Source organism: Methylobacterium nonmethylotrophicum (assembly GCF_004745635.1).
Lineage (GTDB): Bacteria > Pseudomonadota > Alphaproteobacteria > Rhizobiales > Beijerinckiaceae > Methylobacterium > Methylobacterium nonmethylotrophicum.
This window is the reverse complement of record NZ_SRLB01000012.1, coordinates 45,968-58,624: the sequence shown is the minus strand read 5'-3', so window position 1 is coordinate 58,624 and position 12,657 is coordinate 45,968. Positions and strand designations below refer to the sequence as shown.

Here is a 12,657-nt window from a genome sequence, read left to right as displayed (position 1 = left end):
GGTGGGAGGGACGCCGCGGCGGGCGGCCCTCATTAAGGGGGCCGCGCTTCTCAGGCGCCCACAGGGTCGCCGGGCCTGGGCTCCGCCACGGCCTTGTCCGACTTCGTACCGACAGCCGGCTTCTTGAGAGGAGCGGGCCGTCGAGGCGCGCGGTGGACGGGTAGGACGATGCCGACGACGCTGAAAAGGGTGCGGTCGGCCGGTCGGGGGGTGTCCTCGCACATGGAAAAATCTCCCACGGCCCGGCGGCAAGTGCCGGAGCCTGCTCGTTGTGGTGAGGGGGTGCGGGACCCACGACCCGTTGCGGGGTCGTGGGTCCCATGCTAGGAAAAGGCGTCCGGTAGAACGTCAGCTCTCCGAGGCGCCGAACGACTTGGCCGAGAAGTGGACTTCGTCCGTCGGCTGGTAATCGAAGTCCGCGTCGAGCAGGCCGACTGCATCGGCCAGCCCCATGTCTGGTGCGTCGTCGAGCGCCTTGATGTCGTCGTCGATCAACTGCAGTCCTCCTCGCTGTGGAAAACCACGGCGCGGCCCGCAGAAATCCGCCCTCCCCGCTTGCGATGGGCGCGTGGAGCGGGCATAAAGAGGATTCCTCGTCGGGTTTTTGACCCTGCGAGTCCGGCCGGTACGAAGCTCCGTAAAGGGAATGGCCGAGCGGTCGCTTGGCGTGGTTGGACACGCCGAGCGATCAAGGCCTCCCCGGCGCGATGACAACATCGCGCCGGGGAGCTGCCTTGTGGATCGGCCAAGGGAACGCTCCCGATTGCCAGGGCGGGCCGCGTGCCGTTGCCGGCAATGATCTAATCCGCGCGGTGCGCTCCCGCTGGGTGAGCGATAGCTTCATCCAAAGTCCTTTCATGTTTCGTCCGGGAGTCGTTCAAGCATTCTGGTTGCCGTGGTATGACATCAAGAAGTCATTAGCGCTCTCTTAGACATAGTTTTAGCTTACAGTCAGGCGCGTCCTTACTTCATAGTTGAATTTGCATTTGTTTTAGGCTTGCTTCTAACGCGGCCTAGGTTTTCAGGAATTGCACGCTTCCGATCATTCTGCTCGCCGGCAATATTCTTGGGACCTTTTCCGATTGAATACCAATGCATTGCTTGCTTATCATGGCGAGCCAAGCCGTTTCGCTTCAAGAAAAGTTTGGCTTTTTCGCTCGCATCTTTGGTGTATTGAGCATTGACAACAATCTCATTGATGGCCTGACCTGATAATCCTGTATCACCAGCTTCAGCCAAGGCATTAACGATGAGTTGGGCCACGCGGGAGCGTAGGCGCGGGATTGGCTGCGCCTGGCCGTCCAGGCCAGCGCGCTCGGCCGCTTGAGCGCCGTCGAGACCTGGACCCGACGGCGGTTCGGCAGCTACGCGAACGGCAACTTCGGCGAGCCGGCCGGCCAACCTCGCGCGTCCGGCGGCAGTGCCGGCCTGAAGTTCCAGTAGCGCGTTCTGCGCTCCGACCAACATCGTCATCAGCGCGTGCACCTTCGCGGCCAGCTCTTCGTAGGCCCTGAGCTCCTCGGTCAGTATGTCGGCGTTCGTCCGCATGATGGCTCCGGCATTCCCCTCCCGCCAATCTGGGGCGCTCGCGCTCCGGAGTCAACTCGGAAAGACAGGGATCAGGCACCAAGGATTACCGAGCTACAGGAAAGACGTCCATGCCTAGGTGCCCTGCCGCGTTCCGGTGTCGTCAGGTCCAGGTCCGGTCCGCCGTCGCACCCACGGCGCAACCGTTTCGGTGGCACGGCCCGCGAGGGACCGTAACTCGATGGCGCCGCCGGATCCGCGTTCGCGATGAGTCCATCAATCGTATGGGCTTGTACCTAGGAATATTAGCAGGGAAACCCCCGAATTTGCAACGCTCTAGTAAAAATGGCAAGATCCCTGTCGAAACCATGGTTAACAGACCGTTGCGCCCACCGGCCCACCGCTTGGCTTTTTCCAGCAGGTAGCAGACCCAGTATCCGGTCTCGGGCACCATAGTTCCGCACCTGAGCAACCACGCGTATCGTACGGTCGCCCCCGACAGCGGCTCTTCGACCTATCTGGCGACGCGGACAACCCGCTCCTCAGGTATGACTGGGCGTAGCGATGGGTGCCGCCCGCTTCCGGCCGCGTAGCCCATTAGGCGCGCGCCCGGCCAACATTCGCCAGCGCGTGCGCCGCCGGGAAAGCATGGTCCATGTCGAGACACCGTCTGTGGGTGCCTTGGCGCCTACCGACGGAACGAGGGCCTGGGCGCCCAGGCCCGGTTGAGCCAGGCGGCCCACCGGGACCGGTTAGCGCCCCGCCAAGGCGGGCGGCACCGTGCCTCTGGCAACTGAGAAGGTCCCGTTGCGCGCCCCGCAGGGCACCAAGGCGATGCCGGCCACAGGGATGCCGACAGCCGGGATGGCTGGTCCGAGCGCCACGAGGCCACGACGGCAGTCAGCGTCCGGGGCGGGGGATGCCGGACCTTGTTGGCCATCTCGACGATACGGGCTCCGATTTGGGACGGCCTGACCAATGCGCCGTAGGACACGGCTGCGGCGAGCGCCACGCCGCGCAGGCTAACGCGTCATCAGGTGCATCGAGACCGGCGTCGCCACCGTGCCGATCGGCGCAAGCATGGTGCCGGCAGGGCGGCTCCCGGCACCACCGGCACCACCGCCATCTCCTCACCCATGCGGAGCGCGTGGACGTCCGGTGGGTCCCGATCCAGCGTCGGTGAAGCGCCTCGCGGTCGTAGCCGACCATGGCGGCCGGGGTGGTACCGGTCGGGATGGAGATGCGGACCGCGTTTGCTCTGAATGCCAGCCAGGCTGAAGGCAGCCCTGCCCGAGGCCGCCTCCTTCCTGACCCGCTGACACCGGCGATCCGCAGCCCGCCGGGGGCGACCGGAATCCTGTGGACAACCAGCGGAGAGGCGCGCGTGCTCAGCCCAGGTCGGTCCGGTCGGCCGACCTGGGCTCGCCGCCTGGTCGCGATGACCCTTGGAAAGCCCTGCGCGGTGGCCGGGAAGCGCCTCGGCTCGGCTTCCCGGAGCGCGAAGCCGGCCGGGCAAGCCGGTGGGCCGGTCCACCGTGGCCCGGCCGTGTGCCCGGCCTCGACCCGGTCGCGCACCGGGAAGCTGCCTCAGGACCCGTTCCGTCCAGGCCGTCGTCTGGACCATCCTTCCTCGGGCGACCGGGTTCCCTTCCACCCGGCACTATGGCCCTGATCGACGGGCGGATGAGGAGGCGGGAATGCTGCACGATGCCCGGACCATCGACCTGGAAGCGCTGATCGAGGCGGAGTACGCCGCGCTGCGCAGGCATTTCGAGGAGAGGCTTGCTCCCCTCCTGGTGAAGCGCGCCCTGCGCGACGCGGCCGGCACGGTGCCTGTCCGGGGCGGCGACATCCCCGGGCCCGCGCCCGCGGCACGCGTCGAGGCTTCGCGCGCCGGCTCCCCGGTCACTAGGCTGGTCATCGAGACGCTTCTGAGGGCTCCCGCGCACCGCATGTACGGCCCGGACCTGACCCGCATCATCCGCGACGCGGGCTACACCCTCGACTGTGCGGAGAAGGTGAGGACACGGCTGAAGAAGCAGGGGGTCCTGGTCAAGGAGCGCGCGACGTCCTCGTGGTCGCTGGCGCCGCGCTTCCTTGAGACGGGAGCGGTAATCCCCGGGCGCACCACCCCGCACGTCGCCCGACCACGGGAAACCCCGGTGGGCCGGATCATCCTTGAAGCCCTGACGGCGGCCGGCGAAGCCGGGCTCGCGGGCGATGATCTCGTCGAGGCGGTGCGGTCTCGCGGCTACCCCACGTCCCGAGCGGTCGCGGTGCGGGGGAGCCTGCGCGCCGAGGGACACATCGCGTGCGGCCTGGGCCAAAACGCGCGTTGGCGGCTCGCGCGGCCGCACCGAGCGGAGCCCGGCGAGCCGTCCGCGACCGCCTCCGCGCAAGCGTAGGCATCCGACGTGATTACGGCCGGGCTGCCGGCCCAGGGCGCCCGCGCCCGAGACCGGTCAAGCCCCGACGCGTCGGCTCAAGCCGCCGTCAGGGCCGCCCCCCACCGGCCGCCGGATGGCCGGCGGGCACGCCGGCGATGCGGGCGCTCGCCGGCTCGGGCTGGCCGAGCGCCTTCGCGACCTCCTCGAAACTGGCCCGCGCGTCGGACCAGTCCTGCGCGAAATCGAACACCTTGCCGCTGCTCGATCTGGACTACCCCCTGTACCGGTGCGCCGTGGTCCTCGTCCCCGTTGGCGAAGGCGGCGGTGCCGAGGATGGCGCGGGCGGCGAGCGCGGCGTTCCCGGCATGGAGCGTCTCGACCATGCCGATCAGGTGCTCGCGGTCCTGCTTGTCGTCGGAAGCCATGGAAGCGGCGGCCTCGCGCTTGGCCTGCTTCCAGAGGGCCATGGCGAGCGCCTGGCCGGCCTCCTTCATGGCCTTGGACATGTCGGTCGGTTCGAGCTTGGGGTTGTAGCCGCGCTTCTTCCGCCAGGCGCGCAGGTGCCTGCAGACCTCGCGGGGCGAGCCGCCGGTCGGGATGGCCTCGCGGACCCTGCGCAGGTTGGGCCGCTCGCCCTTGGCGGACGGCATGGGCCCTCCCCGGGGGCGGCGGGGAGCATGCCTGGACGAGGTTAAGCGGGCGCTGAGGCGGGCTCCGCGGGGGCGCGGATTCGCAACTCCGCGGTCGTGTACCGGGTGGCGGCACCCGATACCCCGTGCGCCAACGGTCACTTGCCGCTCGCCTGGCTGGCCCGTGATGGTGTCAAGGCGGATTTGGGGATGTCCGACGGGGTGTGCCGTTTGCCCTGGATGCGGAAGAGGACGACCGCGGTCTCGACTGAGCTATCCGCCACGGTCCGGTGATGAACACCGATCTGGTCGCGTATATCGGGCTGGGCCCCGGAGCGGTCGAAGAGGTCGAGGACCATCAGCATGGAGAGGGCGACGTTGGTACCCTGGTACGAGATGGCCTGCGGGCCGTACCTGTCGACCAACTCGCCCGACGTGAGCTTCGGGAAGGAGCGCTTCAGTTCGGATGTCGTCCTCATCCACCTGTAGCTGAAGAGGACATCGACGCGACCACCGCCTAGGTCCCGGGCCTCGGGACGGCAGATCTCGGCAAGCCGCGAGCCCATGAGGGAATTCACGAAGTCATATTGGAGATCGGCCTCCAGCGGCGGGTTTTTCGCGTCCCTGTTGAAGAGATAGGCGACCCCGGGGAACGTGGCCGTGCTGAGGTTGTATCGTGAGACCACAAACCGGGTGACGTCGAGGAGCAGGATGTCGAAGAACCGCCGGGCATCGGCCCGCTCCCGGTAGTCGACGTTTGTCATCAGGGCGGCTGTGGCCCTTGCGAGTACGTCGTCGACGGTCCTGGAGACGGTCTCGTCGAGCAGCGAGATGGCGTCGGCCTCGATACGGGCCGAGACGGTGTCGCGGACTGTTGCCGGCAGGTGCTCAATGATGGCGGCGGTCGGTGAGCTCCCGTCCGCCGCCCCGGAAGGGCGGTGGGTGACAAGGTCTTCTCGGGCCTGCCTGACGAGGTCGCCGAGGGACTTGGCATCCGCCAGGTAAGCGGACCCTGCATTCTCCTCGATCCAGTGCTCCAGGATGTCCAGGGAACGAAGCTCGCGCTGCATCGCGCCCACGATCCTCGGGCGCACGACCTGCTCAAGCCCGCCGTCCGAGCCGCGCCGGAACATGGTGCGGCTCGCTGCATAGACGGACAGGAGCTCCTCCTCCATGACCGCGGCGACCTTGAGCCACGCCGAACGGGAGACCTTTTCCGCGACCGCCCCGAGACGGAGCGCGAGCGATGTCCAGTGGACGCGTTCGAGGTCCTTCGCCGCGAGCCAGGACGCCGTCTCGGGCTCGCGGTCGTTCAGCGTCAGGAAGGCGGTGTACTCGAAGGCCGACCGGGTGACGGTGTCGATCCGGTCCGGGAGGTCCTCGCCGGTACGGCCTTCCTGGAAGGCCACCAGCATGTCGAGGCAGTTCACGTACAGCCGGGCATCGAGGCGCGTCTCGGTCGCGTCCTCGGCACGCGCGAACCAGTACCGGGCCTGCCCGAAGGCGTCGAGCGCCGTCTCCGGCTTGGTGGCGCCGAGCCCCGTCCTCAAGGCATCGAGGCCGAGCTCGACCGCGGCCTCGTCCTCCGCTTCCTCCACATCCGCGAGTTCCGTCAATTTGTGGCGCAGGTCGTCCGCGGGCTCGTGGGCCAGCACGGCCCCGGCAACCCTGGCCGCATGGCGGAGGTAGATGCCGTCGTCCGACGGGTCGAGATCGAGGATGTCGGCCTGGAGGCGCCGGAGCAGCGACCGCTCCGACTGGGCCATGATCATCGCCGCCTTCAGCGCCTGGGAGCGCGTGCCGTAGTCGACGGATCTGTCGGCAGCGCGTCCGAGGAAAGCCTTGCCGAGCCCCTGGCGGTGCGACGACGGGACCTGCCCGCCGCGTCCGAGCCAGGACGCGATCTCCATCATGGCGAGGACATCGGCGTTCCCCGCCAACGCGACCAGCGCCTTCGTGGTCGCCTCGGTCCGCGGATGCTCGGCAAGGACAACGAAGAGGCGCGCGCCCTCGACCTCCGTCGAATGGTCAGCGACCGCCGCGGCAAGCTCGTCCGACGACAGGCAGCCGAGGTCTCGCGCGTCGCCCTCTTCGAGAAGGCGCCTGATCAAGTCGGACGTCGCCACGGCGCTAGGCTCAGAAAAGGAATCGCTCGCCCTGAGCGTGGGTCACGTGATCGCAAGGGACAACATCGAGGAGCGCCGGCTCCGCGCGGGCGCCGACGATGATCTGGATGTCTCCCGCGCTCTCGATAGCCCCGTGCACGCGCGACAGCAACGCGGCGAAGTCGGCGGGCGCCATCTCCTGCGCGCCAGGGCTGTCCAGCACCAGCAGTCCCGGGTGCCGGCCGTACATGCGTTGCCGGGCCACCTCGATCACGGCGAGCGCCGCCGCGATGCGCACGCGGAGGTTCTCGCCCGGCGACAGCTTCCCGAAGCTGGTCTGGGCCCTTCCCTGCACGATCCGCATCGCGCCCCCGGTGCCCCAGTCCATGCTCTCGATGTTCTGGACGCCAAAGGAACGCGACAGTTGCGTGATCTCCTTCGATACGTCGGCGAGGATCTCCCGCGCGAGTCCGTCGTAGAGGTCCTTGGTCACCTCCTCGGCGGCCTTCAGCACCGCCTCGTCATGGGCGCCGGCCGCGTCGGCGGCCTCGTCCTCGGCCTCCTCTTCCTCGGCCGCGATCAGGGCCAGGAGTTGCTCGCGTTGCGCCTCAAGACCCCGGATCTCCAATTCCAGGTCGGCCGAACCCTCGGTTCTCAACGCGGCTTCGAGGGCGCGCGACGATGCGATTGCACGGGACAGCTCCGCCTCGGCCCCGCGTTGCGACGCCTGCGCCTCGGTCGCCTGGGCGCGCAGTTCGGCGACGTTCGCCGCAACGTCGTCGGCGTCGCGCTGGAGCTCTTCCAACCTGAGGCCGTCCTCGTCCTCGGCCGGCGTCTGGCGGGTGCCGCACAGGGCGCAGGTCGAGCCGTCCGTCGCCCTGGCGTGCCGGTCGTGGTCGATCCCGGTGTCGCATGACGGGCAGCAGACGGGACGCAAGGTGCGGAGCACCACGCCCGCCGCGCGGTCGTCCTTGAGCTGCTGCAGGGCCCTGCGCGTGTCGAGGAGCACGGTCGTCGCTCCCTGCAGCTGCCTCTCCAGCCTGAACGTCTCCCGCCGGGTCGCCTCCACTCTTTCGCGCAGGGCGAGAAGCCGCCCGTCCATCTCCAGCATCCGGGCTCGCAGGACGCCGCGGTCCGGGCCGGGGCGGACCCGGCCACGGGCGGCAGCCAGGGCGTCCTCCACCGTCCCGAGCCTGGCCTGGAGGCGGTCCTTGAGGCCCTTGGACGGGCTGAGCCTCTCGGCCTTCGTTGTCCTCAGCCGCTTCAGCGCCGTGGATGCCGCCGTGTAGGTGCTGACCCACGGCAGGCCCATGAACATCTGCAGCAGCCTGAGGGGGATGGCGTCGACGAGCAACTCGCCGAACACCGCCTCGCCCGGGCCGTTGACGAACAGCGCCGAGGCGATGACCTGCCAGCCGTGGGTGTGACTGCCGTCCTTCTTGTTGTGGGCGTGGAACCTCGCGAAGCCGAACTCCGCCAGCATGGCGTCCTCGACCGCCCGTTCGAGGGGTTTTCCGACCGTACCTTCGTACAGGACGAACCAGCCCCCTTCCTGCTCGCGGGCGAAGGTGGCGGCTGCGTCCTTGTCGGGATCGCCCGCCTCCTTCGTGACGAGGACGCGGTGGCCGATGCCGTTGGCCTCGAAGACGATCTCGGCCTTGCTGAGCCACCGCCACACGTCCGGCTTCACGCGCTCGTGGATGTCCCCGCGGATGCCTCCCTGGATCATGTTCAGGAGCGTCGACTTCCCGCGGAAGTTCTCGTCCGACACGATGGCCCAGAGCCCGGGACCGAAGGTGAAGGTTTGGTCGAACGGGCCGTCGGCGGCGGTGCCCTCCTTCACGCCCTCCAGCGTGACGGAGCGGACGCGCAGGCTCTTCCTGCGGGGCAGCGTGGATTGCGGCTCGACGGCGTGCCTGTCGAGCGCCTCCTGCACGACGGCCACCGGCAGGGATGCCTTGCCGGCGATGGCCTCGATCCACTCCGCGGCCGTGGCTTGCGTCATCATCGTCCCCTGAGGCTCTGGAGCCGAGCCAGGACGCGCTCCTTGATGGACGGGATCTCGGTCCCGTGGCGAGCGTCGCGGTACTCGGGATGGAGGTACTGGTCGCCCTTGAGGTCGGAGCCGCTCCGGAAGCCGGCCAGCGTCATCACCAGCTCGACGCGAGACCTGTACCAGCGAAGGCTCGGCTGCTCCCGCTCGATCCGTTCGATGAACGAGAAAGCGGCCGGAAGGACCATGAAGTCGTGCCGGCGCTGTCCGGCGGTCTGCTTCAGCGGACGCACCAGGCCATGCGCCGCGAGGATCGAGAGCGGCATCTCGATGTTCTGGAAGGCACCGCGGCGCCAGCGGACCATCGCGACCGTGCGAAGGTCCGGCTCGTCGGCGTCGAAGATGTCGGAAGCGGCTTCCAGGGCGGCAGGATCGCCCTCGGCCTCGAAGCGGGTCAGCAATTCGTCGGCTAGGTAATCCGGGTAGCGGACGAGGAAGTCGATGGCCATGGCCCGCTTCTCGCCCTTGAAGATGCGGCCGTCATGTACGGCTTCCTCGCTCCCGAGCGCCAGGATGTACAGCAGGCGCACCGCGTCGCGATGGTGGAACCCGACCTGCGGCCTGGCCGGTCCGCCCTGCGCAGGACGGGCGGCGCCGGGGCTCGTGGTGGTCTCGGGCTGCCCGTCCATCGTGGTCGCTCAGGGTCGTGGAGGCCAGGTCACGTCGGTGACGAGGCGTGCGCCGGCCGGCGCCGAATTCCCGTATCGCCGGAAAGCTAGCCCGCCGAGTCACCGGCTTCCAGACCGCCTCGCGGCCATCGACGCTCGACGGGACCAGGCCGGACAGGTGACACAACGGCCCGGCAGTGGTTCCGGTTCGTTCGCGCGTAGGGTATCGGGTAGCGCTACCCGATACCTCGCCGACGAGTCGCGTTTCCGAGGCGTCTGCCCGGCGGGTCCGAACGGCCTCCGGCACCGTCCCGGCGGCGCACCTTCGCGAATCCCGGCGCCCCGGGGTTGCTTCGCCATCACGCGCGGGACGCGGCCGCCACCCTCCAGGACGCACCGTCATGAAACCCGCGCCTGAGCACCCATCTGCCTGACCGCCGGAGTGCCGCCGCGTGCCGAGCCTCCGCACCCGCGAGGCTCGATGCCATCCAGGGTCCCGTGGTCGAGCGACCACCGCTTCGACCCGTCAAGCCATTCTCGACGAGCGGATTCCCAACCGCCGCCCGTTCGCCTCCATAGAGGAGCACGACGAGACGCTGATTGCGAACCGGAATGCCGCTGTGGGCACCGATGACACCGTCCGGCACCTCGGCGACTTCTGCTACCGCCGCGGCGAGGATCACGCTGGTAGCCAACTCAGTGTTGCGCTGCGCGAGATCAAAGTTCCGCACTGTCACAACCTAGAGCACACGTGGCCGGCGTCGAAAGTCGGCGGCCACGTTCGTTCTTTGAGGGGGTGATTCGGCCCGTCAGCCCGGAAGCCGGGCGCTCGTCCGACGGAAAGATACGCGACGCCGAGGGCGCCTGTGACGGCGATGGCGATGTGCGCCCGGATGGATGCACCGCACCCTCAAGGCAGCGCGCCGCGCATCACCGGTCAGCCGATGGACCGACCGAGGCTCGCCGCTTGATGGCCGTGCGCGATACCCTCCCAGCCGAGCCAGCCGGTGTAGAGGCCGACCAGCACGATGAGCGCGGCCGAGGCGTAGGGGCCCGCCGGGCGAAGGCGCCGAACCCGGACCAGCGGCTCGCCACGTGCTTCACGCTGAGCGCCGCGAGCACACCCTTAGGCTTGCAAACTCTCGTTGAGCGGACGTCATTAAGGCAGTCTCACGCGCAGCAGCCGCAGCGCGTTCGCCGTCACCAGCACGGTGGCGCCCGTGTCAGCCAGGATGGCCGGCCAGAGACCGGTGATACCGGCGATGGTGGTGACCAGGAACACCAGCTTCAGGCCGAGCGCGATGGCGATGTTCGCCCGGATGTTGGCCAGCGTCCGGCGCGCGAGCTCGACCATGCGCGCGACGTCGGCAACGCGGCCATGCAGGACCGCGGCGTCGGCCGTCTCCAGAGCCACGTCGGTGCCGCCGCCCATCGCGATGCCGACGTCGGCGGCCGCGAGCGCGGGCGCGTCGTTGATGCCGTCGCCGACCTTTGCCACGACCGCGCCGCCGGCCTGGAGCTCGCGCACGATCCCCTGCTTGTCCTCCGGCAGGAGCTCCGCCCGCGCCTCGATGCCGAGGGCGCCGGCCACGGCCCGGGCCGTGCGCGCGTTGTCGCCGGTCAGCATGAGGGCGCCGATGCCCACCGACGCGAGGCGGTCGACGGCCGCCTTCGCGTCGGTTCGAGGCTCGTCCCGCATCGCGAGCAGGCCGGCCACCGCCCCGTTCGCGAGGAGCACGGACACCGTCTTGCCCTCGCCCTGAAGGGCGGAGATCCGCGCCTCCTGTCCGGCCGCCAACACCGTCCGCGTGTCGGCCTCCCGGGGAGAACCCAGGAACAGGTCGATGCCCCCGACCTTGCCGGTGACACCTTTGCCGCCGAGGGCCTGCGCTCCGAAGGCCGGGGGCACCGGCGCGCCGACCTCAGCGGCCTTAGCCAGAACGGCCTTGGCGAGCGGATGCGAGGAACCGCCCTCCAGCGCGCCGGCCAGCGAAAGCACGTCCCGCTCGGAGCGCCCGAACGCCACCACGTCCGTCACGACCGGCTTGCCCTCGGTCAGGGTGCCGGTCTTGTCGAACGCAACCGTCGTCACCGCGGCGAGCCGCTCCAGGACCGCGCCGCCCTTGATGAGGAGGCCCCGTCGCGCCCCGGCCGAGAGTCCGGCGGCGATGGCGGCCGGCGTCGAGATGACCAAGGCGCAGGGACAGCCGATCAGCAGGATGGCCAGCCCCTTGTAGACCCACTCGCCCCAGGAGGCCCCGGCGAGGAGCGGCGGCGCCACGGCCACGAGGGCCGCCACCGCAACCACGGCCGGCGTATAAATCGTTGCGAACCGGTCGATCAGCCGCTCGGTCGGCGCCTTCGCCTCCTGCGCCTCCTCCACGAGCCGGACGACACGGGCGATGGTGTTGTCGCGCGCGGCCGCGGTCACCCGCACCCGGATCGCGCCGTCCCCGTTGACCGTGCCGGCGAAGACCGCGTCGCCCGCCGCCTTGGGCCTTGGCACGCTCTCCCCGGTGACGGGCGCCTCGTCGACCGCGGTCTCGCCGTCGAGGACGGTTCCGTCCGCCGGGACCCGGTCGCCCGGGCGAACCAGCACGGTCGCCCCGACGCGGAGGCTCGCCGCCGCGACCCGCTCGGTCGTGCCGTCCCGCTCCAGCAGGGCGGTGTCCGGCACCAGGCCGGTGAGCCCGCGGATGCTCGCCCGCGCGCGGCCGGCGGCCACGCCCTCCAGCACCTCGCCGACCAGGAACAGGAAGACGACGGTGGCCGCTTCCTCGGTCGCCCCGATGGCGGTGGCGCCGACCGCGGCAATCGTCATCAGCGTCTCGATGGAGAACGGCGTGCCGTGGCGGGCCGCCGCCAGGGCCCGCCGGGCGACCGGCACCAGGCCGACCGTCATGGCGGCGAGGAAGGCCCAGCGCTCGGCCCCCGGCACGACGTGCCCGACGGCGTATGCCACCACAAGGGCCGCGCCGCAGGCGAACGCCAGCAGGGCCTTGGGCGCCCGCCACCAGGGAAGATCCGCGACCTGTTCCCCCGACGCGGCCGCATCCGGGTCCTCCGCGCCGTAGCCGAGGCCGCGCACCGTCGCGGCGATGGCCCCGGCGCTCGTCCCGGGCCCATGCCGGACCGTGAGGGTTTCCGTCGCGACCGACACGTCCACGGACTCGATGCCGGGAAGCCGCCGCACCGCCGTCTCGACCTTGGCCGCGCAGGAGGCGCAGTCCATGCCCGAGACCCGCAGGCACGTCGAGCTCGCGTCGGTCAGGTCCAGGGTCGCGGCGTCGCTCATGACAGGTGCCTTCCTTATCGTTCGGGAGACCCTACTTCCTCCAGCGACTAGAG

The 12,657-nt window shown here is 69.6% G+C and carries 9 protein-coding genes and 1 pseudogene; 2 read left to right on the top strand and 8 right to left on the bottom strand.

Annotation, left to right across the window (positions count from 1 at the left end):
* Positions 1 to 348: 348 nt before the first annotated feature.
* Both EU555_RS36220 and EU555_RS17270 read right to left on the bottom strand, forming a co-directional pair.
* Positions 349 to 495 carry a hypothetical protein gene (locus EU555_RS36220; protein WP_167858577.1) on the bottom strand — a complete coding sequence of 49 codons (147 nt, stop codon included), beginning with the start codon at positions 493 to 495 and terminating at the stop codon, positions 349 to 351.
* A 468-nt stretch (positions 496 to 963) separates the two neighbouring features.
* Complete coding sequence (locus EU555_RS17270) at positions 964 to 1,548, bottom strand: hypothetical protein (RefSeq protein WP_135416228.1); 585 nt, start codon at positions 1,546 to 1,548, stop codon at positions 964 to 966.
* Positions 1,549 to 3,224: 1,676 nt separating this feature from the next.
* Here EU555_RS17270 and EU555_RS17265 point away from each other — a divergent pair.
* Positions 3,225 to 3,932 (top strand): hypothetical protein, encoded by a 708-nt coding sequence (locus EU555_RS17265; RefSeq protein WP_135416226.1) that lies wholly within the window; start codon positions 3,225 to 3,227, stop codon positions 3,930 to 3,932.
* 77 nt (positions 3,933 to 4,009) lie between these two features.
* Here EU555_RS17265 and EU555_RS17260 read toward each other — a convergent pair whose 3' ends face one another.
* The 4 genes from EU555_RS17260 to EU555_RS17245 form a co-directional block, all read right to left on the bottom strand.
* The gene (locus EU555_RS17260) at positions 4,010 to 4,564 is read right to left on the bottom strand and encodes a DNA-binding protein (RefSeq protein WP_135416224.1); all 555 of its coding nucleotides are present in this window, start codon (positions 4,562 to 4,564) and stop codon (positions 4,010 to 4,012) included.
* A gap of 137 nt (positions 4,565 to 4,701) precedes the next feature.
* Positions 4,702 to 6,669: a hypothetical protein gene (locus EU555_RS17255; RefSeq protein ID WP_135416222.1), complete on the bottom strand. Its 1,968-nt coding sequence runs from the start codon at positions 6,667 to 6,669 to the stop codon at positions 4,702 to 4,704.
* Positions 6,670 to 6,679: 10 nt separating this feature from the next.
* A complete protein-coding gene (locus EU555_RS17250) occupies positions 6,680 to 8,656 on the bottom strand; it encodes a hypothetical protein (RefSeq protein ID WP_135416220.1) in 1,977 nt (658 codons plus the stop codon).
* Positions 8,653 to 9,330: a hypothetical protein gene (locus tag EU555_RS17245; protein WP_135416218.1), complete on the bottom strand. Its 678-nt coding sequence runs from the start codon at positions 9,328 to 9,330 to the stop codon at positions 8,653 to 8,655. The genes EU555_RS17250 and EU555_RS17245 overlap by 4 nt, the downstream gene beginning before the upstream one ends.
* Before the next feature lie 431 nt (positions 9,331 to 9,761).
* Here EU555_RS17245 and EU555_RS17240 point away from each other — a divergent pair, with 431 nt between their 5' ends.
* On the top strand, positions 9,762 to 10,109 hold the full coding sequence (locus EU555_RS17240; RefSeq protein ID WP_099902734.1) for a metallophosphoesterase family protein: 348 nt from the start codon (positions 9,762 to 9,764) through the stop codon (positions 10,107 to 10,109).
* 137 nt (positions 10,110 to 10,246) lie between these two features.
* On the opposite strand, the pseudogene EU555_RS37040 reads toward EU555_RS17240, so the two are convergent.
* Positions 10,247 to 10,434 (bottom strand): annotated as a pseudogene (locus EU555_RS37040) (nickel/cobalt efflux protein RcnA); the annotation flags it as partial.
* A gap of 34 nt (positions 10,435 to 10,468) precedes the next feature.
* Positions 10,469 to 12,604 (bottom strand): heavy metal translocating P-type ATPase, encoded by a 2,136-nt coding sequence (locus EU555_RS17230; protein WP_135416216.1) that lies wholly within the window; start codon positions 12,602 to 12,604, stop codon positions 10,469 to 10,471.
* Positions 12,605 to 12,657 lie beyond the last annotated feature (53 nt).

Excerpts from the sequence above, each read along its gene's own strand:
- EU555_RS17245 (WP_135416218.1), bottom strand. The coding sequence starts at position 9,330 with ATGGACGGGCAGCCCGAGACCACCACGAGCCCCGGCGCCGCCCGTCCT.
- EU555_RS17250 (WP_135416220.1), bottom strand. The coding sequence starts at position 8,656 with ATGATGACGCAAGCCACGGCCGCGGAGTGGATCGAGGCCATCGCCGGC.
- EU555_RS17265 (WP_135416226.1), top strand. The coding sequence starts at position 3,225 with ATGCTGCACGATGCCCGGACCATCGACCTGGAAGCGCTGATCGAGGCG.
- EU555_RS17230 (WP_135416216.1), bottom strand. The coding sequence starts at position 12,604 with ATGAGCGACGCCGCGACCCTGGACCTGACCGACGCGAGCTCGACGTGC.
- EU555_RS17260 (WP_135416224.1), bottom strand. The coding sequence starts at position 4,564 with ATGCCGTCCGCCAAGGGCGAGCGGCCCAACCTGCGCAGGGTCCGCGAG.
- EU555_RS17270 (WP_135416228.1), bottom strand. The coding sequence starts at position 1,548 with ATGCGGACGAACGCCGACATACTGACCGAGGAGCTCAGGGCCTACGAA.